Annotated in this window: 19 protein-coding genes; 11 read left to right on the plus strand and 8 right to left on the minus strand. The window is 51.2% G+C overall.

The window, feature by feature from the left end; genetic code table 11:
- Nucleotides 1-23: 23 nt before the first annotated feature.
- Nucleotides 24-83, minus strand: a complete 60-nt coding sequence (ypfM, locus tag AB8809_RS16805; protein WP_137739554.1) for a protein YpfM — start codon at nucleotides 81-83, stop codon at nucleotides 24-26.
- A 233-nt stretch (nucleotides 84-316) separates the two neighbouring features.
- On the opposite strand from ypfM, the gene AB8809_RS16810 reads away from it, so the two are divergent.
- From AB8809_RS16810 to AB8809_RS16825, 4 genes are read left to right on the plus strand one after another with little or no spacing between them, the layout of a single operon-like run.
- Nucleotides 317-694 (plus strand): ArsC family reductase, encoded by a 378-nt coding sequence (locus AB8809_RS16810; RefSeq protein WP_181848075.1) that lies wholly within the window; start codon nucleotides 317-319, stop codon nucleotides 692-694.
- 1 nt (nucleotide 695) lies between these two features.
- A complete protein-coding gene (dapE, locus tag AB8809_RS16815; protein WP_180742333.1) occupies nucleotides 696-1,823 on the plus strand; it encodes a succinyl-diaminopimelate desuccinylase in 1,128 nt (375 codons plus the stop codon).
- The gene (locus tag AB8809_RS16820) at nucleotides 1,820-2,494 is read left to right on the plus strand and encodes a M15 family metallopeptidase (protein ID WP_349855030.1); all 675 of its coding nucleotides are present in this window, start codon (nucleotides 1,820-1,822) and stop codon (nucleotides 2,492-2,494) included. Before dapE ends, AB8809_RS16820 begins: the two co-directional genes overlap by 4 nt.
- Nucleotides 2,495-2,496: 2 nt before the next feature.
- A complete protein-coding gene (locus AB8809_RS16825; RefSeq protein ID WP_015839454.1) occupies nucleotides 2,497-2,688 on the plus strand; it encodes a YpfN family protein in 192 nt (63 codons plus the stop codon).
- 63 nt (nucleotides 2,689-2,751) lie between these two features.
- On the opposite strand, the gene AB8809_RS16830 is transcribed toward AB8809_RS16825, so the two are convergent.
- Entirely contained in the window at nucleotides 2,752-3,651 is a 900-nt protein-coding gene (locus tag AB8809_RS16830) for a LysR family transcriptional regulator (protein WP_180778347.1), read from the minus strand.
- 483 nt (nucleotides 3,652-4,134) lie between these two features.
- Here AB8809_RS16830 and AB8809_RS16835 point away from each other — a divergent pair, with 483 nt between their 5' ends.
- The 6 genes from AB8809_RS16835 to AB8809_RS16860 all read left to right on the plus strand — a co-directional run bounded on the left by AB8809_RS16835 (nucleotide 4,135) and on the right by AB8809_RS16860 (nucleotide 9,814).
- On the plus strand, nucleotides 4,135-5,457 hold the full coding sequence (locus tag AB8809_RS16835) for a CitMHS family transporter (protein WP_180778346.1): 1,323 nt from the start codon (nucleotides 4,135-4,137) through the stop codon (nucleotides 5,455-5,457).
- Between the two features lie 61 nt (nucleotides 5,458-5,518).
- A complete protein-coding gene (locus AB8809_RS16840; RefSeq protein WP_015839451.1) occupies nucleotides 5,519-6,859 on the plus strand; it encodes an acyclic terpene utilization AtuA family protein in 1,341 nt (446 codons plus the stop codon).
- Complete coding sequence (locus AB8809_RS16845; protein WP_015839450.1) at nucleotides 6,859-7,158, plus strand: hypothetical protein; 300 nt, start codon at nucleotides 6,859-6,861, stop codon at nucleotides 7,156-7,158. Before AB8809_RS16840 ends, AB8809_RS16845 begins: the two co-directional genes overlap by 1 nt.
- A 162-nt stretch (nucleotides 7,159-7,320) precedes the next feature.
- On the plus strand, nucleotides 7,321-7,977 hold the full coding sequence (atoD, locus tag AB8809_RS16850) for an acetate CoA-transferase subunit alpha (RefSeq protein WP_014700757.1): 657 nt from the start codon (nucleotides 7,321-7,323) through the stop codon (nucleotides 7,975-7,977).
- On the plus strand, nucleotides 7,977-8,624 hold the full coding sequence (locus AB8809_RS16855) for a 3-oxoacid CoA-transferase subunit B (protein WP_180778345.1): 648 nt from the start codon (nucleotides 7,977-7,979) through the stop codon (nucleotides 8,622-8,624). Before atoD ends, AB8809_RS16855 begins: the two co-directional genes overlap by 1 nt.
- Nucleotides 8,625-8,635: 11 nt before the next feature.
- Nucleotides 8,636-9,814 (plus strand): acetyl-CoA C-acetyltransferase, encoded by a 1,179-nt coding sequence (locus AB8809_RS16860; protein ID WP_349855035.1) that lies wholly within the window; start codon nucleotides 8,636-8,638, stop codon nucleotides 9,812-9,814.
- Nucleotides 9,815-10,049: 235 nt separating this feature from the next.
- On the opposite strand, the gene AB8809_RS16865 is transcribed toward AB8809_RS16860, so the two are convergent.
- From AB8809_RS16865 to AB8809_RS16875, 3 genes are all read right to left on the minus strand, one after another.
- Nucleotides 10,050-11,720 carry a methyl-accepting chemotaxis protein gene (locus AB8809_RS16865; RefSeq protein WP_256542173.1) on the minus strand — a complete coding sequence of 557 codons (1,671 nt, stop codon included), beginning with the start codon at nucleotides 11,718-11,720 and terminating at the stop codon, nucleotides 10,050-10,052.
- Between the two features lie 363 nt (nucleotides 11,721-12,083).
- Nucleotides 12,084-12,701 carry an esterase gene (gene ypfH / locus AB8809_RS16870; protein WP_180778342.1) on the minus strand — a complete coding sequence of 206 codons (618 nt, stop codon included), beginning with the start codon at nucleotides 12,699-12,701 and terminating at the stop codon, nucleotides 12,084-12,086.
- A 169-nt stretch (nucleotides 12,702-12,870) separates the two neighbouring features.
- Nucleotides 12,871-13,098, minus strand: coding sequence for a DUF1272 domain-containing protein (locus AB8809_RS16875; protein WP_349855038.1), 228 nt, complete (start codon nucleotides 13,096-13,098; stop codon nucleotides 12,871-12,873).
- A gap of 228 nt (nucleotides 13,099-13,326) precedes the next feature.
- Between AB8809_RS16875 and AB8809_RS16880 the strand changes: the two genes are divergently transcribed.
- Complete coding sequence (locus AB8809_RS16880; protein WP_349855040.1) at nucleotides 13,327-16,290, plus strand: autotransporter domain-containing protein; 2,964 nt, start codon at nucleotides 13,327-13,329, stop codon at nucleotides 16,288-16,290.
- Nucleotides 16,291-16,433: 143 nt separating this feature from the next.
- Here AB8809_RS16880 and AB8809_RS16885 read toward each other — a convergent pair whose 3' ends face one another.
- The 3 genes from AB8809_RS16885 to AB8809_RS16895 are packed head-to-tail and all read right to left on the minus strand — an operon-like array spanning nucleotide 16,434 to nucleotide 20,054.
- Nucleotides 16,434-18,305 (minus strand): phage tail protein, encoded by a 1,872-nt coding sequence (locus AB8809_RS16885; RefSeq protein ID WP_349855042.1) that lies wholly within the window; start codon nucleotides 18,303-18,305, stop codon nucleotides 16,434-16,436.
- 49 nt (nucleotides 18,306-18,354) lie between these two features.
- Nucleotides 18,355-19,245, minus strand: a complete 891-nt coding sequence (locus AB8809_RS16890; protein WP_349855044.1) for a Mu-like prophage major head subunit gpT family protein — start codon at nucleotides 19,243-19,245, stop codon at nucleotides 18,355-18,357.
- Nucleotides 19,242-20,054: a phage protease gene (locus AB8809_RS16895; protein ID WP_349855046.1), complete on the minus strand. Its 813-nt coding sequence runs from the start codon at nucleotides 20,052-20,054 to the stop codon at nucleotides 19,242-19,244. The genes AB8809_RS16890 and AB8809_RS16895 overlap by 4 nt, the downstream gene beginning before the upstream one ends.
- Nucleotides 20,055-20,061 lie beyond the last annotated feature (7 nt).

A 20,061-nucleotide genomic window follows, 5' to 3' on the forward strand; every position in this document is an offset into this window, starting at 1 on the left:
ATGACTAACAGTACTTCTCGTTATTATTTACGTAACATTGCTTCAATAAAATCTTTCCAAGTACTCACTTCTACTTCTACCATGCGAACCTCTTGGTGATTAACGGCGACGTATTATACGCACACTTTTTAATCAGGTAAAAGTGTTATGAAAGTATAAAAAGTGTACTACGCCTTATTTCTGCTACACAGTTCACAGTAGATCTCCCCGCCTTTTTTCGGCATGCTGGGCTATCGCACGATCAGGCCCCGTCGGGCCGTGCTGTCGAGTACAGCAATCGTCATGCAACCCAATAAGCAGAAAGGATTTTACCCCTATGGCGCTGACCATGTACGGCATCAAAAACTGTGACACCATAAAGAAAGCGCGCCGCTGGCTGGAAGATCAACAGGTGGCGTATCGCTTCCATGATTACCGTGCCGACGGTCTGGATGAACAGTTGCTCCAGCGCTTTATCGACCAACTGGGGTTTCAGGCCTTACTCAACACACGTGGAACAACCTGGCGTAAGCTCAGTGAAGAGCTGCGTGAACGCATCAACAGCGATAACCACGACAGCGCAGAGGCCGCCAAAAACCTGATGCTGGAGCAACCGGCGGTCATTAAACGGCCGTTGCTGATTGCCGATGATGGTAACGCGCTGCTGGGGTTCAGTATCGACAGCTACCAGAAATTTATTGCGGAGAAAAAATAACGTGTCTTGCCCAGTCATAGAGCTCGCTCAACAGTTAATTAAACGCCCTTCCCTCAGCCCGAACGACGAGGGCTGCCAGGCGCTCATGATTGAACGCCTGACGGCGATGGGCTTTACCGTCGAAGCAATGGATTTTGGCGATACCCAAAATTTCTGGGCATGGCGCGGCACAGGAAAAACGCTGGCCTTCGCCGGACATACTGACGTAGTCCCCAGCGGAGATGAAAGCCAGTGGCAGCATCCACCGTTTGAGCCGATCATTCGCGACGGCATGCTGTACGGTCGTGGCGCGGCGGACATGAAAGGTTCACTGGCCGCGATGGTGATTGCCGCCGAGCGCTTTGTCGCCGCCCACCCGAATCATCAAGGGCGTCTTGCGTTTCTGATTACCTCGGACGAAGAAGCCAGCGCCGTTAACGGCACGGTAAAAGTGGTTGAGGCGCTGATGGCACGCAACGAGCGATTGGACTACTGTCTGGTCGGTGAGCCGTCCAGTACGCACGTCGTGGGCGATGTGGTAAAAAATGGCCGACGTGGCTCCATCACAGCGAACCTGCGCGTACACGGCGTACAGGGGCACGTTGCCTACCCTCATCTGGCGGACAACCCTGTTCACCGAGCAGCACCAGCGCTGAACGAGCTCATCGCCACCGAATGGGATCGGGGCAACGATTTCTTCCCACCAACCACCATGCAGATTGCCAATATTCAGGCAGGCACCGGCAGCAATAACGTCATCCCCGGAGAACTGTTTGTGCAGTTTAATTTCCGTTTCAGCACCGAATTAACGGATACGCTGATTCAACAGCGCGTAGCGGAACTGCTGGATCGCCACCAGCTCAATTACACCATTGACTGGAAGCTTTCCGGCCAGCCATTCCTGACCGCACGCGGCGAACTGGTCGATGCCGTAGTGAATGCCGTCAAGCACTACAATGAGGTTACCCCAGAGCTACTGACGAATGGTGGCACTTCCGATGGCCGCTTCATCGCACGTATGGGCGCGCAGGTGGTTGAACTGGGCCCCGTTAATGCCACGATCCATAAAGTGGACGAATGCGTCAGCGCCGCAGATCTGCAACTGCTAAGCCGCATGTACCAGCGCATTATGGAGCAGCTCATCGCATGATGACGTCAGCCATGTTAACCGGTAAAAGCGACCATCATCTGGTTGCTTTAGACGGTCGCCATCGCCTTCAGCCAGAAGCGGTAACCGCGTTTCTGGCGCTACAGCTGGCAGCAAAGACGGCGGGATTTAACCTGCAACCAGCCAGTACGTTCCGTGATTTCGAGCGCCAGCGTCAGATCTGGAATGGCAAGTTCCGCGGCGAGCGTCCCGTCATGGATGCCAACAGCCAGCCGCTGGATGTGTCGTCTTTGGACGAAGGCGATCGCTGTGAAGCGATTCTACGCTGGTCAGCCATGCCGGGCTCCAGCCGTCACCATTGGGGCAGCGATCTCGATATCTACGATCCCGATTTATTACCCGCAGGCAGCTCGCTCCAGTTGGAGCCGTGGGAATATGAAGAAGGCGGTTATTTTGCCGCATTGAACGCGTGGCTGAGCACGCACATGCATGAATACGGTTTTTATCGACCTTATGCGCACGATCTCGGCGGTGTCGCAGTCGAACCCTGGCATATCAGCTATTATCCATTAGCACAGTATGCGGAAGAACAGCTTACACCCGATCTCATCCTTGCCGCCTGGCAAGATGAAGATATTGCAGGCTACCACTGGCTTTGCCAGCACTTGCCGCAGCTGTTTACCCGTTATATTCATAATGTTGATGAGGCGTAACCATGGCATGGCTGGCTGATTACTGGTGGATAATTCTGATTATCCTGATAGGCATGCTGATTAACGGCATCAAAGAATTGCGTAATGTTGACCATACGCGTTTTCTGCTCAACAAACCCAAATTGCCCCCACATCGTGACAACAACGACAAATGGGACGATGAAGACGACGACTGGCCGAAGAAAAAACCCTGATCTCAGTCATCACCAAACCGCCTGCACGCGAGCTACCCCCCGCGCTGCGGGCAGTTTGGATTCTCACGCGGCGGGAACAAAACTTTCCGCCCGCTCCAGAAGAAAATCATAAAACTCTTTCGCACACACTGAAAGCTGACGCTCCCTATCCGTCACCAGATAGATACCGCGTTGCAGCGATAAATCCCGAAACGGGATAATCGCAATGTCTTTGTGCTGAAACTGGAACAGCGTCAGCCCCGTCACAATACTCACACCATAATTTGCCGCCACCAGCCCCATCATGGTGGTCAACTGACGCACTTCCAGCACGTAGTTAAAACCTTCCGGTTCGATAAGCTGATCGGTGTACTGCCGAATGCTGGTGCCTTTGCAAAACCCGACAAACGGGTATTGCGCCACATCGGCCACATCAACACTATCGCGCTGCGCCAGCGGGTGTGAGTTTTGGCAGATCAGGTAAAAACTGTCGGCAAACAGCATGCGAGAGCTGAACGTTCCCGGCGACGGCTGCCCTGCTGTCAGCGCCAGATCGGCGCGCCCATCCAGCACCGCTTTCAGGCAGCGATCCCACTGCGTATCCAGCAGTTCAACCTTAATCTTGGGATAAGCACGGTGATATTGCGCCAGCACCTGAGGCAACCATTCCACCGCCATTGACGGCAATACCGCCAGCACAATCTTCCCCTTGTACCCCGTGGCATACGACTTGATCTCACCGACTGCATCATCATGGGTTTGCACCAGCCGACGGGCAATATCAATGAAATGAAGGCCATCGGCGTTGAGTTGCACTTTACGTGTATCGCGATCAAATAGCCGATAGCCGACCTCTTCCTCCAACCCGGCGATTAATGAACTAAATGCTGGCTGAGAGAGATTTATTTTCTGAGCAGCGCGCGTGAAATTATCGGTTTCTGTCAACGCGATAAAGGCTCGTAATTGTTTTATCGATAAGTTCATAGTGTTTTTATATAAATAAAATGAAGTCTCCGGTAAGAAAGGAACAAATTCAATAAAAAAAATCGGCAACTACCATTTTTATGATCCTTCCCGCATTTATTTAATTCCATTCAAACAACGTCCACTATTCATAAAAATGGACATTCTCGATAAATATCACAAATCATAAAAAACAATTAAGTAAAAAGACTTAACTATGCAAACCAAATCAATCAATTAGCCATTAATAAGAAAATCGAAACGATTCATATCATTAACAAATAAAATAAACCCATCAGATTTACGAATAAAATCATTTCGATTACGAGTTAGTATAAAGAGGGTTGAGGGTGATAAAAATAGTGCAGACAAAAAATCAAATGACTCTGGGGTAAGCACTCATTTGTTTTGTTAATTATGACAAGGATTGTTATTGAGTTGTTTAATTTATTGTAAATAAAACAAATAGGCAACATACAAATATATTATTAAAGAGGATCTTTTATGCTAGCTCTCATCGGGGTGCTAACCATAGCCACCCTGCTCTTTTTCATCATGACCAAACGAATGTCGCCTCTGGTGGCGCTTATCGTGATACCCGTTCTTGGCGCGCTCGCGGCAGGCAGCGGCACCGATACCGCGAAATACGTGGTGGACGGCATCACCAAACTAGCCCCGATGGCGGCGATGTTTGTGTTTGCCATCGCCTTTTTCGGTGTCGTCACCGATGCAGGCATGTTTGATCCTATCATCAAAGGGATCTTACGCATGGTCGGCACCAGCCCGGTAAAAATCATTATCGGCACGGGCGTATTAGCACTGATCGCGCACCTGGACGGTAACGGTGCCGTCACCTTCCTAATCACCATTCCTGCGATGCTGCCGCTGTTTAATAAGCTCGGCATGGACAAGCGCATTCTGGTCGGTATTACCGCGCTCAGCGCGGGTGTTAACTTCCTGCCGTGGACCGGGCCGATGATCCGCGCCGCCGCCGCGTTAAACACCACCACACACGACCTGTTTATTCCGCTTATCCCAGCACAACTTTGCGGTCTGACCTTCATGGTGCTCATGGGCTATTACTGGGGCAAGAAAGAAGAGAAGCGTCTGGGATTAGCGTCGGGCAATCCGCTGGCTGGCAGCTCGCCGTCCATTGCGGCCGAAGCGCATGTAAAAGAACTGACCGATGCGGAAAAAGTATTGCGTCGTCCTAAGATGTTCTGGGTCAACATCGCGCTGGTGCTTGCCGTTATCGGCACGATGGTGTTTACCAAAATTTCACCTACGGTCGCCTTCATGATCGCGCTGACGCTGGCACTGATGTTCAACTACCCCAACGTTGAAATGCAGAAAGAGCGCATTAATGCCCATGCCAAAGCGGCGCTGATGATGGCCAGCATCCTGTTTGCAGCGGGTGCGTTCACCGGCATCATGAGCGGCACCGGTATGCTGAAAGCCATGTCGCTCTCGGCGGTCAGCTTTGTGCCGGAATCTTTTGCCTCCCACATTCCGTTTATCGTCGGTCTGATCTCCATGCCGCTGAGCCTGGTGTTTGACCCTGATTCGTACTACTTCGGCATCATGCCAGTCATTGCCCACACCGTGGACATGCTGGGCGTACCACCGATTCAGGTCGCGCAGGCTTCCGTATTAGGACAGATGACCACTGGCTTCCCGGTTAGCCCGCTGACGCCAGCCACCTTCCTACTGGTCAGTCTGGCGGGTGTCGATCTCGCCGATCACCAGAAGTTCTCTATCCCTGTGCTCTGGGCCGCCAGCGTCATCATGACGTTCGCCTGCGTCATCTTCGGGGTCTTCCCCTTATAGGGAACGTACGGTTCCCCATTGATTACGCCAACAGACACATTTCATTGATAAAGGTAAGTTTATGAAGACAATTCGTATTGGTTCCGGCGCTGGCTATGCTGGCGATCGCATCGAACCGGCCGTAGAACTGGCTCAAAAAGGCGACATTCAGTATCTGGTATTTGAATGTCTGGCGGAACGCACTATCGCTATCGGCCAAAAGCAGAAGCAGCAGAACCCGGAAAAGGGCTACAACGAACTGCTGGCTGACCGCATGCACGCCGTGCTGCCGCTCTGTCTGGAAAAAGGCATCAAGATCATCACCAACATGGGCTCGGCTAACCCTGTCGCAGCGGGTCAGCGCGTATTGGAAATCGCCAAAGAGATTGGTGCAGACAAGCTGAAAATCGCCGTCGTGACTGGTGATGATGTGCACTCAGTGCTGATTGCACAGGATTCCAAGCTGGATGAGATGGGTCAGCCGGTTTCACGCTGTGGCAAAGACATTATTTCCGCCAATGCCTATCTGGGCGCGGATGCGCTGGTAGAGGCTCTGCGTCAGGGGGCAGACGTGATTATTGCCGGACGCGTTTCCGACCCGTCGCTGTTCCTGTCCGCCATGATGTATGAATTCAACTGGGCAGCCGATGACTGGGATCATCTGGGCAAAGGTACCTGCCTCGGTCACCTGTTGGAATGTGCAGGTCAAATCACTGGCGGCTACTATGCCGATCCTGGTGTTAAAGACATCCCTCATCTTGATCGTTTGGGCTTCCCAATCGCGGAAATTAGCGAAGATGGCAGCGCCGTGATTACCAAAGTTGAAGGTTCCGGCGGCCGCGTCTGTGTGGATACCTGCAAAGAACAGCTGCTGTACGAAATCCACCGCCCGGATAGCTATATCACTCCAGACGTGATTGCCGACTTTAGCCACGTCACGTTTACCCAAGACGGTGAAAACCGCGTACGCGTACAGGGTGCCACCGGACGCGCGAAAACCGACACGCTGAAAGTCTCCGTCGGCTATCAGGACGGGTTCATCGGCGAAGGCGAAATTTCTTACGCCGGTCCCGGTGCCGTCGCGCGAGGCCGTTTAGCGCTGGATATCGTCAAAGGGCGCTTTGCTGTGTGCCAGATCGATTTTCAGGAAGTGCGCTATGACCTGATCGGTGTCGATGCCCTGCACGGTGCGCAACGGTCGCAAAGCAGCGAACCGTATGAAGTGCGCGCGCGCGTCGCAGCACGCTGCACCTCCAGAGCACAGGCGGTCAAAGTGGGTAACGAAGTTGAAACGCTCTATACCAACGGCCCGGCAGGCGGCGGCGGCGTTAACAAAGCGGTGAAAGAAATACTGGCGATGGATTCTACCCTGCTGTCTCGCGCCTGCGTCACACCAGCCGTTGATTATCTGGAGATTAAATAATGAAACTGCGTGAAATTGCTCATTCTCGTACCGGCGATAAAGGAAATACCTCCAATATTTCGCTGATTGCCTACCGGGCAGAAGACTATGACGTGCTGAAAGAGAAGATCACGGCCGAGAAAGTAAAGGCCTGGTTTGCCGATATCGTGACAGGTGATGTCGTTCGCTATGAGCTACCCGCGATCGGTGCACTGAACTTCGTTATGTACGGTGCACTGGGCGGTGGCGTTACGCGCTCACTGGCGCTGGATATGCACGGCAAAGGATTAAGCTCGGCCATATTGGATATCGATATTTAATCCGATAACAGAGAGCAGGTGGCGGTTATTTACCCCCCTGCTCCCGCTAAATAACTGACATGTGCCGCAATAATTAACAGGTATTTATTTACCTGTGGGGATTCGTGCGACCATTTTTCAGAGTCATCGCTTTCAGAGCCATCATTTAAGAGTAAACATGCAATGAATAATAAAGTCATTGATGCCAGCCATTTCCGTTCTTATTTATTTGACGGAATGACAATTATGTTCGGTGGTTTTATGGGCGTCGGAACACCGAAATTATTGGTAGATGAGATCATTAAATCCGGCGTCTCTGATTTAACCCTGATCGGAAATGATACCGGTTTTGTCGATACCGGCGTTGGACCGTTAATTGTCAGCGGTCAGGTAAAAAAACTGATTACCTCACATATTGGTACGAACCCGGAAACCGGGCGCCGTATGCTCGCTGGTGAACTGGACGTAGAGCTGGTGCCGCAAGGAACGCTGGCAGAGCGTATTCGCAGCGGCGGCGCAGGCTTAGGCGGCTTTCTGACGCCAACGGGCGTTGGCACCATTGTCGAAGAGAATAAACAAAAAATAACCATTAACGACATTACCTATTTATTAGAACTGCCCATTAAGGCCGATCTCGCCATATTACAGGCCAGTATTGCCGACACCAGCGGAAACCTTATTTACCATCTCACCGCCCGTAATTTTAACCCGCTCATTGCGCTCGCCGCGAAGAAAGTCGTGGCGCAATGCGAGCAGGTTATTCCGGTTGGTCAATTAGCACCGGAATGTATTGTCACCCCAGCGGCGCTGGTCGATCACCTTTATTTGGGAGAAAAATAATGGATGCGAAAGAATTAATCGCCCGCCGCGTCGCACTGGAGCTGAAAAACGGCGACGTGGTGAATTTGGGTATTGGTTTACCCACCAAAGTCGCGAATTACGTACCACACGGCATTGAAGTCACCTTCCAGTCGGAGAACGGCTTTTTAGGGTTGGGGGCAATCACCGAACCGGACAGCAATCTGGTGAATGCCGGTGGTCAGGCATGCGGCATGGTGCCTGGCGCAGCCATGTTCGACAGCGCGTTTTCCTTTGCGCTGATTCGCGGCGGCCATGTCGATGTCTGCGTTCTGGGCGGCTTGCAGGTGGACGAGCACGGTAGCCTCGCCAACTGGATGGTGCCGGGGAAAATGGTGCCCGGCATGGGCGGCGCAATGGATCTGGTTGTCGGCGCGAAGAAGGTCATTATCGCCCTGGAACACTGCGCCAAGAATGGCGATGCGAAGCTATTGCACCAGTGCACCTACCCGCTGACCGCAGCCAATAAAGTCAGCATGGTCGTCACAGAACTGGCGGTCTTCCAGTTTATCGACCAACAAATGGTGCTGACCGAAATCAGCCCTGACATCACCGTGGACGAACTGCGCCAAAAAACCGAGGCGAACTTCATTGTGTCCGCCGATTTAAAACCCTTCAGCATCCATTAATCGAGGCGACCATGAACGACTCCGTTGTTATTGTTAATGCCAAGCGCACCGCAATCGGTAAATTCGCAGGCAGTCTGGCCAACACATCCTCTATCGAGATGGCGTCAGCCACCATTCGTGACTGTCTGTCGACGCTGCCGGACACGCTGGCGATCGATGAAGTGATTCTCGGCAATGTACTGCAAGCTGGTCTGGGACAAAACCCGGCACATCAAGCGAGTCAGGCTGCCGGTCTCTCTTTTGAGACTCCCTCGCTGACCGTCAGCAAAGTCTGTGGTTCCGGCCTGAAGGCCGTCGTGCTCGGCGCACAGTCTATTCTGTCCGGCGATAATCAGGTCTGCGTAACGGGCGGGATGGAAAACATGAGCGCCGCGCCTTACCTGCTGGAAAAAGCGCGCCACGGTTACCGCATGGGGAATGGCAAGCTCGTTGACATCATGATTAACGATGGCCTGTGGTGTGCGTTTAACGATTACCACATGGGCACCACGGCGGAAAACATCGCCGAGCGCTACCAGCTTACGCGTGAAGAACAAGATCGGGTGGCGCTGGCATCCCAGCAGAAAGCCGTCGCCGCGATTGAGGCTGGCCGCTTCAAGGCGGAAATTACTCCACTGTCACTGCGTAACAAGAAAGAGACGCGGATCTTCGATCGGGACGAATTCCCTCGTGCGGATACCACGCTAGCGTCGCTGGCAGCGCTACGTCCGGCATTCTCCGCAAACGGCACCGTCACCGCAGGCAATGCGTCCGGCATTAACGATGCGGCTGCGACGCTGGTGTTAATGCGTGAATCCGAAGCGAAAAAACAGGGGATTACCCCGCTAGCGCGTATCCGCAGTTGGGCATCAGCCGGTGTACCGAGTGAGGTCATGGGACTGGGACCAATTCCCGCGACGCAGAAAGCGCTACTCAAAGCCGGGCTGACAATCGGCGATATCGACCTGATTGAAGCCAACGAAGCCTTTGCCGCGCAGTTTCTAGCCGTACAGCGCGATCTCCAGCTCGATCCAGAAAAAGTGAACGTCAACGGTGGTGCAATTGCGCTGGGCCACCCTATCGGGGCAAGCGGCGCGCGCATTCTTGTCACGCTGGTACACGCGCTGCACAGCTACAACAAAACGTTGGGATTAGCGACGCTGTGCATCGGCGGTGGGCAAGGTATCGCGATGATCGTTGAGCGCATTTAAAACGGGTTGTTGGTCGAAACATGTGTCAGAGAATAAAGTAATCCGACCATCGACAAACCTATTTGCAGAACGAAAACGGCAGTAACGGAATAGAAGAGTAAAGCGTTTGCGCCAGGGATGGCGCAAGCCGAGCGCACAGGGATGTGTTTACAGCGTCTTTACGATCTATCCGTTACTACCGCTCTACGGACGGTTTTTATTGTTTTAACTGGGGAACAGCAGCACGATTCCTCGGCTAAAACGTTTCCCAGTTCGCATTTGCCGAGCCAGAGGATGCGGGTTTGGGCAACAGTGATGTCGGTAATGCAGCAAGAGACGGCGCACTCTCGGCGCGATGTTCCTGTGCTGCCGATTGATTAATTTTGAACACCGCCACCGCGTTCTGTAAATATCTGGCCTGCTCTTCCAATGCCGCCGCGGCAGAAGCCGATTCCTCCACCAGCGAGGCGTTTTGCTGGGTGACGCGATCCATTTCATTGACCGCCTGCCCGACCTGCTCGATCCCCCGACTTTGCTCATCGGACGCCGACGCGATTTCCCCCATGATATCCGTTACCCGACTCACGGCGCTGACGATTTCTTTCATCGTATCGCCCGCGTCTTTTACCTGCACAGAGCCGGTATTGGTGCGGCTAACCGAATCATCAATCAGCGTTTTGATCTCTTTGGCGGCCTGAGCGCTGCGCTGCGCCAGCGTTCGCACCTCCCCTGCCACCACGGCAAAACCTCGTCCTTGCTCACCGGCACGCGCGGCTTCTACCGCTGCATTCAGTGCCAGAATATTGGTCTGGAAAGCGATACCATCAATCACGCTGGTAATGTGGGCGATTTTTTGTGAGCTGTCGGCGATCTCATTCATCGTTTTCACGACATTATCGACGACAGTGCCACCTTTATTCGCCGTATCTGACGCATTTTTTGCCAGCTGCGTAGCCTGACGCGCATTGTCTGAGTTTTGTTTCACCGTCGATGTTAGCTGTTCCATGCTGGCGGCTGTTTCCTGTAGCGAGGCGGCCTGTTGCTCCGTACGCGAAGACAGATCGTTGCTGCCGACCGAGATTTCACTCGCCCCAGAGTGGATGGAGTGGGAACTGTCGCGCACCAGACTCACGGTGCGGATTAATGACTGCTGCATATGGTGCAGCCCTGCCGCGAGCTGGCTCATCTCATTGCGGCCTGTAGTATCAATAGGATGCGTCAGATTACCCTCGGCGATAGCACTAATGTGCTGCATGAGTGTACGCAGCGGGTGCAAAAGAATACGCTGCAACCCGATCCAACTGAGGATAATCACCAGCACGACGACGACGGACAGTGCGCCCAGCAACCACAGCATCGTTTCAAACGCCGCGTGGTTTTCCTTGAGGCCGTCATCCGAGAGCTGGTTTTGCGCCGCACGCCACGTAATGTAGGCGTCCTGCATGGCCACGTTAAGCGGCGTAGCCCCACTACTCAACTTCATCGCCGCCCCCGCCAACCCGCCGGAAAGCGAATCAACAATATCATTCAGCAACTTGTCGTAAGCGGTATAGCTCGCCTCAAGTTTTTTGGATAACGCGTCATCCAATCCGGGTGTATTAGGCAAAGATAAATAGTGTTTATAACTACTCTCGGAAGCAGCCAATTGCGTTTTTGCCTGCTGTAAGAGCGCCTGCATAGCTTCTTTATCCGCATTCCCCATCATCATGTTTTGTATAATAGAACCGATAGCGATGCGCGTCTGATTCATCATAATCCATGCATCGGTAAAGGCGGCCACATTCTGGTTAGAGCGTTGGGAAACAAGGAATCCCTCTCTGTCATTAATCAGTGCCCGAACGGATAGCGCACCGGTTAAGAATTGAGATATCCCCAAGACGAACAATAAGATAACAAGGATGGTAATGACTTTTATGCGTTTAAACATGGCACACCCTCTTTTTCCATAAGGACGTAATCTTTATATCGGAAAAAAGAAGATAAATATTGAACACTCAACACAAATAAAAACATTGCCTATATTATTTAACATCCAAATATGGATTATTTTATTTTTAATATGGATAAAATCTCATTTCTAAAAATATATACTCTAATTTGAATAGAAAATCGCATAAACAAACAATAAGATAATCTGATGGAATAAACGCTAAATAATTCGAGTGGCGTGATAACACCTTCGCGTATTGCGCGACACAAGGCCGAGTTCCTGTAAAGCCAGCCCTGTAACGGACCGGCCTGTAAAGGAAACCAACGAGCAAGTAGATTAAAGTATGGCGGAAATAGCCGGTTATTTGAGGTAGGCCAACGCCTGTTTCAACATCCGTTCATCAATGCCGTGCCCAACAGCAGGCACGATATCCAACGTAAACGCGGTCCCCAGTTTCTGAAAACGCTCAGCGGCAGCATGAGCGTGTCCAACCACAATCACACCGTCCGCTTCACCGTGAATCAGATGCACCGCGACATCAGCAAAGGCTTTTTCTGGCAATACGGCAAAGCGGCCGCTGAACGCGATAATATGCCCGGCCAGCGAGGACGCTGACTTCAACGCCTCCAGCGACATAATGCTGCCCTGAGAAAAGCCCACCAGCACAGTTTGTTCCGCGCTAATGCCGCTTTGTTCCTGCCAGTGGCGTACGGTATCCACAAAGCGCGGCAGGTTCGCTTCAATACGAGATAAACGATTCTCTTCCGTGATCCCCTGCACAGAGAACCACTGCCGACCGTCGCCATAGCCAGTGCCGAACGGCCCGGCAATACTGATCACCATCGCCTGCGGCAAAGCAGCGGCAAAATAGCGCCCAATCTGAGCCATGCCTGCGGCGGTATCGCCCACGCCATGAAACAACAGGATTAACCGATTCGCCGCCGAAGGCTGCTGAACAACAACATAATCTTGATTCACGTTTCTCTCCTGAGAGCCTGCGCCGAACGCCATCATCTGCCAGCATTCGTCATAAAGTACGGTTAATTCTCACTATACGCCGCGTGCTGAAAGGAGAAATCGGGAATTACTGAACGAGATGTTCCATTTTTTGCAACGACAGCGGGGATATGCCGCCTTCCTCGCCCTGTCAGTGCGGTTTAACGATACGGATCGTTGAAGCCGGATCGTTCACCAGACAGCGTGCCGGACGCACAGGCCGTTTGACCAATCCACCGCCGCAGTTCGGACAGGCGTGGTGAAACACGATATCCGCGCAGTCGGGACAGAACGTACATTCATAGGAGCAGATATACGTTTCGGCGTCCGGCGGCAAATCACAATCGCAGTGTTCACAGTTGGGGCGTAATTCCAGCATCGGCTTATCCTGACTCAGCAAAAAAATAATGGGGTTCGCGCTGTCACTTTCCTGTGGTTATTGCACAAAGATCGGTGAAGGGGAATGAGATTCTTTTCTACCAGAAACCGTCCTTCGTGCAAATAAGGTTTATTCACCAGAATAACGCCTCTCATTAGCGGCAATTGGCTTTCCAAATCCCTGTTTTCTGGGAGGCGGTTCCATGTTCTAAAAATACAGGGAAATATAATGACAGCAGCGCAACTATTCTCATTAAAAAGAACCGATTCATTAAAAAGGAACGTTTCGTTAAAAAAGAACGTATTCAGACAGTCAATCATGGCTGCCCATATCAGTCTCGCTTTACTGGTATTGGCTGGCTGCGGCAGTAGCGGAGGCGGTGGTGAAACCGCCAGCATCGCGCCAACGTCTCCCTCTCCCACTACGCCGACGACGCCAACCACACCCACCACGCCGGAAACGCCGACGTCATCTGCCGTGAAGGTAGGCATTATTGACTCCGGTCTGGAAGCGGCTCGCCCGGAATTTAATTACAGCAACCTGCACTTTTCAACGTTTGTCGGTGGTAACCCGCAAGTTAATGATAATCAAGGCGTGAACGGGCACGGTACGCTCGTGGCGCTGACGCTTGCAGGAATAGCAACGGAACGTTATTTGGGAGGCGTTGCGCCAGACAGCGAACTCTACATCGCACAATCCTCGGCAGATAACCGATTTAATTATCAAAACACCACGAATGCGGTGAGCTGGCTGCTCAATTCAGGCGTAAAAATTATCAATATGTCCTATGCTTCGGAGGAACGACTCACCAGCACCGCCGAACTGACGGCTGCCCGCAATAGCTTTGACTACCAACTCGTTCGCAGTGACCTACGAAACATTGTTAACGCAGAAGCGCTGAGTATCGTCGCTACCGGGAACAATGCAACCTCCACACCGTCCCCCAACACACAAATTCCACTGATCTTTGACGATGCCTCGCTGCAGAAAGGGATTTTGGCCGTTACCGGCTATGTTCCCGAGTGGGTAGGCAATGATGGCACAACACGCCCTTCAGAACTCTATCTCTTTGATGCCTGTGGTAATGTCGCGGCCTATTGCATGAGCGCACCGGGCTACGTCGATTATCCGCTGGCTAACAGCAGCACCATAGAACGCAGTCATGGCACCTCGTTTGCGGCTCCGCGCGTCGCTGGAGGCGCCTCGCTTGTCAAGGCGACTTACCCATGGATGACGGGCTACAACCTGCAACAGACCTTGCTCACTACCGCGACCTATCACACCGATGGCTATCGACGATACGACGCGGATAATTCTTACTATGAAACCATCAGGGACAGCGAAGGGAATGTTACCGCCGTTATTTTCCGTCCGGCCTATATCACCGTCGCTGACACCGCCAACGGCCGTCCTTATAACGACACCTTTGGCTGGGGCGATCTGAACGTCGATAAAGCGGTGAAAGGCCCGGCGATGTTTTATGCCGATAACTTCACCGCTCGCTTAACGGCGGGTGACTACACGTTTGCTAACGATATCAGCGGTGATTACGGCCTGATTGTCAACGGCGCCAACAATGCGGGAGGCGTTCTGCATTTAACCGGCAGTAACACCTATAGAGGTGACACGCTGATTACCGCCAACAGCCTGTTCGTTGATGGCTCAATCGCGGGTAACGCCAGCGTATCCGGCTCCGGCACGCTGGCAGGCAAAGGACGTATTGGCGGCAATGTAAGTAACACCGGTAGCGTTGCTACCACCGCGGAAGGCGGGCTGACCGTCGCAGGCAATTACACGCAGGGCAGTACCGGCCTGCTGAGCGTAACGTTAGCCAATCCGTTCACCGTTGAAGGCCGCGCGGCGCTGGATGGAGGGCTGCGCGTTGGTTTACCCAATAATACCTATGTCGTTCAGGCACAAGAGACGCTCTTGCACAGTAATCAGGGCATTAGCGGCACGTTCAGCAATCTCGACCTAGGTCTGTTCCTGACCGGCAACCTAACCTACGGCAGTAACGATGTGATCGGCGCTTTCAGCCGTCTGAATACTGTTGATGCGGTAACCGCCAGCGGCTTAAGCAGTGCTGCACAGTTGCAAACGGCGGCCAATATCGAGTCAGCATTGCAGGTCGCAGACCGTTGGTCTGCCCAATCGTCAACGTCCGCACAGCAATCTGGTTTACTGGCGAAGGCCGCTGCGTTTCAACTGTTAGGCAGCGCGAGCGCCGCTGCCGTTGCGCTGGATTCATTGTCTGGTCAGGCGCACGCGTCCAGCAACGCAATCCTGTTTAACAGCCTGGATTATCAGAATCAGTTGCTGAACAACCGTCTGGATTTATTGGGAATAGAGAAAAGCTACGGCCTGTGGATTGAGACGGGCAAGCTGCGCGGTGACCTGAAACAGTCCGGCTATCTGGGCAGCCATTACGACATCACGCTGACCGCCATCGGCACGGATACCGACTTCGACACGCCGGGATTACGCGCCGGGATTGCCTATACCAACAGTCAGATCAAAGCCGACTACGACGGTAGTGGCGGCAGCAGTGAGAATGAGCTGCACGGGGTGATGAGCTACGCCCGTTATAATCTCACGCCAGAATGGTACGTTCAGGGTAATCTGAGCTATCAGCACGGCCGCGATAAGCTGAAGCGTTCTATCCTGCTAGGCAATGTCGAGGCCGTTTCCAGCAGCACCTCAAGCGATAGCTGGCAGGGTCTGCTCAAAACGGGCTACGATCTGGCGCTCAACGATATCTTTAGCGTGCAGCCCTATGCCGGGCTCAAATACAGCTACCTGTCCACCGGCAGCTTTACGGACACAGGCAGCGCGTTCGGCCTGACGGGAGAAGGCAACGACTATTCCCGTACCGTTGGCCTGACGGGGGTGAACCTGCGAGCGCTGTTGCAATGGAATCAGGGATGGTGGAGCAGCGTCGGCCTTAGCGGAGAATATCAACACGCGTTTACCAACCCGTCGCTAGACGTTTCTGCACGCTGGAGCGGGCTGGGCCGTGAAGGAGAGCGCCTCGATATTCCGGGCATTCGACTGGACAAAGACTCGCAGTGGGCAGGCGTGAGGCTGGACGTGGGTAAAGCCGCCGATGCCCGTTTCTTCCTGCGTGCTGACAAACACTTTGCCGATCGCGGTAACGAAGAAGTACTGCGCGGCGGCGTTGACGTTTCCTTCTGATAGCCATGACGCCGACGGTAAACCGTCGGCGTCAATATAATATTTCCATCATCCAAATAAAGGCACTGTAGCGCGCCAAAGAAAATGAAAAAAAAATCCACTTATTTTGGAAAAATCACGACACCCATAAATATTCAAGAAGATCAATCTTGTTCAACGTTGTGAATCCCAGTTTGGGGCGACATTGGTTTCACATCAGGAAACCACGGCCGTTTAATGCTTTTTACATGAACTCTGTCATCAGAAACGCCGACCTCAACCTCAACTTTCATAGGGCTATCAAAGCCTGGCCCGCTAAAGCGCGGATATGTACTCATTAGATTGGGGTGCAATGCATCCCATTGGGGGGATGACGGCGGCAATGGCGGCGCAGACGTCAGCCAGTCAGTAACTTCTTTCCAAACAGAACTAAACTTTGGCTTCTCCGGCATAATGGATGGGTCAAAATTATCCTTAGTCCATTTATGGATATCGGAATCTTTAGCCCAATCACTCAGCCCCGTGTTGTTATATATAGATTGTGCCGCCCATTTTGCACCCTCGGTTTGTAGGTAAACCGTAAACGCTCCGCCGATAGCACGACCAGCCAGCGCCCAGTATCCAGTCTTCGATGCTGCACCATCAACCGCCCCCGGAATACCTTGACCTCCAGCAACTGCGCCCCCCATACCGTTTGTCCCCATATTGACGACATAGACAGGTGTCACACCAGAACCAAATGATTCAGTAACATCCTTGGGAATACCTTTGTTTTTAGGCCTCAGAAAGTCATACGCGCCCTTGCCGATTTGAAATGTCTTACGGGCAGCTAAAAGCCCACCTGTTGCAATGGCAACGTTTTTACCAATTTCCATCCAGTCCTGAACCGTATCTTGATCTACTGAGTTCAAAGCATCAGCGAGTTCCTGAACAGGTTTTGCAAGATTAGAATTAGCAAACTTTTCCCACGTTGTGGTCATACTTTGCAGGGCAGAAGTGAAATCCTGGGCGGCATATTTAGCATCATCAATGATGCTGCTACCATCAGCGACTACGCCCATATATGTTTTGAGTTTCTGAGCACCAGCTTCGCCAGAGACACCCAAAATTAGACGTGTACTGTCTTGATTAAAACCAGCACCAGTGAGATATCCACTTTGTTTTTCAGCACCGTTCTTGGCAGAACGAACTGCTGTTTCTTTTAAAATATCTGGGAGTGCTCGCATTCTCCCGTCTTTGCCAAATACATCAATTCCATTCGCTTTCAATGCTTTTAATACTTTAGGGTTTTGGATGTCTGTAATAAAATTCTCAACGGCTGTTGAGGCTTTATCCTTATTAGCCATAACATCCATTGCTGACTCAGCAACTACCATAACATCCATAACACCTTTGACACCCCTTCCCCCTGCGGCTGCATACATTGATAATGATGTTGGAAGTTTCTCCGCGGCATCTTTTAGTTCAAACGCACCCTCTTTACCTAATTTATTCATCCCATCTAAAGAAAGAAGAGCTTTTTTTCCATCTTCAATTTGTAGTTTTTTAAATTCAGAAATAAGACCGCCTATATCAGCACCTGCCGCTCCCGATGCTGCTATTGCCTGAGCTATATTATCAGTATTTATAATTGCGAGATCTAGATCACCAGAACGGGCATTAACCATTTCAAAGGCTCCCTGAATCTCACTTGTATCAACTTTAAATTTAATTGCCGCGTCTTGAGCTTTATCGAATATCGTTGAGATTTCTTCGCGTGTCTTACCAGCAGTGATTCCCATCCGAGTTAGCCGACGATCTAATTGAGTATAATTACGTAACATCGAACCGCCCGCGAATCCCGCAATCATTCCGGTATAGCGGTTTCCCAACATATCCAGTCCACGTCCAGCCGCCGCACTGGTGGCCTTAACAACGGACATTGCGCGTTCATTACGACGGGCGAACTCTGACATACTGGCACCATACTGGCGAGCTTTGGCAGTTAAATTACCTGTCAGGTTAATCAATATTTCAGTTTCAAGCTTTTTACTCATGCGATTCACCAAATAGTTAAAGGCTGGTTTAACCAGCCTTTATAATTAATTACAGATACGGAGAAACGATAATTTCAACACGTTTGTAATTAGGGTTGTCCTCACCATTTTCTAATTGTTGGCGCAATAGAATTTTTTCTGCTGCCACTCGCAAAGCAACGGGCACAACGATAACGGAAGGCACAATTCCAAGTGGTTCGCCACTACCGCCTTTAATGGACAACATACCATCATAGACAGTTGCAAAGTTTTCCGCCGTTAGATCATCATATGATGCGGCCGCGCATTGCCACATGCCATAACCGACATTTAAACGGCCATCGACGCCAAAGAAATATTTGTTTTTCAAAAATACTTCTGCATCTTCAATATCTGTAACGGATGTAACCACAATAGGGCGACGGTTCTGATAGATAAAAGGTTTCAATCCTTGATTTCCATCGAACAAATACCATTTAGGTTTAGGGGCAACTTCTGGCGCTGTACCGTATAGATTTGAGTAAACGCCATCGGCGACGGGATGATCCGTATCAAAGAACGCCTGTCCATCAATCCCTAATCCCATGTGGCCGTCTTTCATTGCAGCCATCATAAGCTTATCCGGGAATTCGGCGGCTTTGCGGCCATACTGCGCGAAAACCATTGAGTATTTACCGTAATCGTTATCTTCAAAATCTTCACGTTTAATTGCAATGCTGCTTTCAAACGTTTTATTTTTGAGAATATAGTCCCGCGTTGAAAGCTCTTTTAATTGGCGGTCATTCAACCATTCTTTAATTTCTGGGAAATCTTCCAAAAAACCATAAGCATTAGCGCCAGATGAAGAGGGAACCTCACTTGCAAGTTTTACATGAATGGGCGAATAGGATTTAGCCCCTTCTTCAAACTTTACGTTAAAAGCCACTTGTGCATCGGCAATAACGCCATCAATATTAATCATTTCTGTTTTCCTAATGCAGTTAAATAATCAGCTTCGCTAACACCGGTTTGACGACATACAGCAATTTGCGAATCGGTTAATTGTTGTTGAGGTCGATATTTTCCGGTTGTTGTTCTTTCGGATAATTTTTTAAAATTCGATGATGTAGATTGCAATTCTGCAAATTCTTCGAATTTCTCCACCCCAATTCTAGAGCACATAGCGAGAAGTGAATCACGTTGCGCAGGAATAAATACAGCTTGTGAAATGTATTCATCAACAATCTTTTCATTTCCAGCCGCGTTCATTCGGTTCAACGCATTTAAAACATCCTGAGGGGATGATATGCCGTCCACACCTAACGCAATCGCCACATCATCCCATTCTTGTTTTGAATTTAACGCGGTAAGCGTTAAATTTGGTTTGTTCGTTAATGCTACACTGCTAAGACGAATAATATCGCCATCTGGAGTATGGAGGAACGCTGGTGAAATAAATCGATATTCTTTATCGACGATAGAGTTATTGGCTTTAATCGTCCAGTCAACCTTACCCCAGACGGAGCCATCATCTCTTACCTGAACATCTTCAACCCAGCCAGCAGCCGGAGACTCAACGCCATTTGGCGCGGCAACTTCCGTTGAGTGTTCATAGTCAATGACCAGCGAAATCCCTTGTTGCTTAAACACCTCGGCAACAGTTGCCGGATTGGTTAAGCGCCATGCTCGACCATCACGCCCTTTAATATCGGGGCCAGCAGGGAGTAATTCTATCCACTCAGGGGCTTTTTTACCTGCTTTTATTTCCGTACACAATGCTACAATATTCATAATCACC

This window comes from Pectobacterium aroidearum (genome assembly GCF_041228105.1).
Lineage (GTDB): Bacteria > Pseudomonadota > Gammaproteobacteria > Enterobacterales > Enterobacteriaceae > Pectobacterium > Pectobacterium aroidearum.

Bases quoted from the DNA above. Each gene is read 5' to 3' on its own strand.
- AB8809_RS16810 (WP_181848075.1), top strand. From the start codon at position 317: ATGGCGCTGACCATGTACGGCATCAAAAACTGTGACACCATAAAGAAA.
- AB8809_RS16820 (WP_349855030.1), top strand. From the start codon at position 1,820: ATGATGACGTCAGCCATGTTAACCGGTAAAAGCGACCATCATCTGGTT.
- AB8809_RS16825 (WP_015839454.1), top strand. From the start codon at position 2,497: ATGGCATGGCTGGCTGATTACTGGTGGATAATTCTGATTATCCTGATA.
- AB8809_RS16830 (WP_180778347.1), bottom strand. From the start codon at position 3,651: ATGAACTTATCGATAAAACAATTACGAGCCTTTATCGCGTTGACAGAA.
- AB8809_RS16835 (WP_180778346.1), top strand. From the start codon at position 4,135: ATGCTAGCTCTCATCGGGGTGCTAACCATAGCCACCCTGCTCTTTTTC.
- AB8809_RS16840 (WP_015839451.1), top strand. From the start codon at position 5,519: ATGAAGACAATTCGTATTGGTTCCGGCGCTGGCTATGCTGGCGATCGC.
- AB8809_RS16845 (WP_015839450.1), top strand. From the start codon at position 6,859: ATGAAACTGCGTGAAATTGCTCATTCTCGTACCGGCGATAAAGGAAAT.
- atoD (WP_014700757.1), top strand. From the start codon at position 7,321: ATGAATAATAAAGTCATTGATGCCAGCCATTTCCGTTCTTATTTATTT.
- AB8809_RS16855 (WP_180778345.1), top strand. From the start codon at position 7,977: ATGGATGCGAAAGAATTAATCGCCCGCCGCGTCGCACTGGAGCTGAAA.
- AB8809_RS16860 (WP_349855035.1), top strand. From the start codon at position 8,636: ATGAACGACTCCGTTGTTATTGTTAATGCCAAGCGCACCGCAATCGGT.
- AB8809_RS16865 (WP_256542173.1), bottom strand. From the start codon at position 11,720: ATGTTTAAACGCATAAAAGTCATTACCATCCTTGTTATCTTATTGTTC.
- AB8809_RS16875 (WP_349855038.1), bottom strand. From the start codon at position 13,098: ATGCTGGAATTACGCCCCAACTGTGAACACTGCGATTGTGATTTGCCG.
- AB8809_RS16880 (WP_349855040.1), top strand. From the start codon at position 13,327: ATGACAGCAGCGCAACTATTCTCATTAAAAAGAACCGATTCATTAAAA.
- AB8809_RS16885 (WP_349855042.1), bottom strand. From the start codon at position 18,305: ATGAGTAAAAAGCTTGAAACTGAAATATTGATTAACCTGACAGGTAAT.
- AB8809_RS16890 (WP_349855044.1), bottom strand. From the start codon at position 19,245: ATGATTAATATTGATGGCGTTATTGCCGATGCACAAGTGGCTTTTAAC.
- AB8809_RS16895 (WP_349855046.1), bottom strand. From the start codon at position 20,054: ATGAATATTGTAGCATTGTGTACGGAAATAAAAGCAGGTAAAAAAGCC.